Here is a 628-nt window from a genome sequence, read left to right as displayed (position 1 = left end):
CAAAACGCTCAAAGAACAAAAAGTTCAGGGAGCCGTCTACAGACGGCGATACATCAAAAGAGGACTTTACCATGAACGAGGGCTTCATCTTGGTGTTCTCTGATAACTGGAACACATAACCTCCCGTTAAGAAGTAGTGCGACACTTCAGAGCCGAACTCATACTCCTGCCCGTTATCGGTAAGGTCAAGGTGCTTGCTCTTAAGCATGTTGGGCACCGAGAAGGCCAGGTAGTAATTGTTGGTATAGTAAAAGAAGCCTGCCCCTACGTTAAAGTAGGTGTTGTTCACGTTCTGCTGGAAAGCAGGGTCATCGGGCTGCGGCACAAAGCCGTTGCCGATCTCGCTGTAAAGCCCCACATCATGGAAGGTTGCCCCTGCCTTGATGCCGAGTGCCAGGCGGTGCTCACCGCCAAGGTTAAGGGTATAGGAGAAGTCGGCATAGACGTTGGTCTCGGTTACCGGGCCTATCTCATCCACGATGGCCGAGAGGCCAAGGCCTACGTTCTTGCCTACAGGGCTGTGGCCGGAGAAGGTACCTGTGGTGGGTGCCCCCTCCACATCTACCCACTGGGCGCGGTAAAGCAAGCCGAAGGCAAGGTTCTCCTTTGATCCGGCATAGGCCGGGTT

Annotated in this window: 1 protein-coding gene; it reads right to left on the bottom strand. The window is 54.0% G+C overall.

The features are described 5' to 3' along the window. On the bottom strand, window positions 1-628 hold a 628-nt coding region (locus KJK34_RS15050; RefSeq protein WP_223054706.1), incomplete at both ends, for a PorP/SprF family type IX secretion system membrane protein.

Origin of the sequence: Flavobacterium coralii (assembly GCF_019891545.1) — a bacterium.
GTDB lineage: Bacteria > Bacteroidota > Bacteroidia > Flavobacteriales > Flavobacteriaceae > Flavobacterium > Flavobacterium coralii.
Note: the sequence above shows the minus strand (reverse complement) of the source record. Positions and strands in the feature narration are given on the sequence as shown.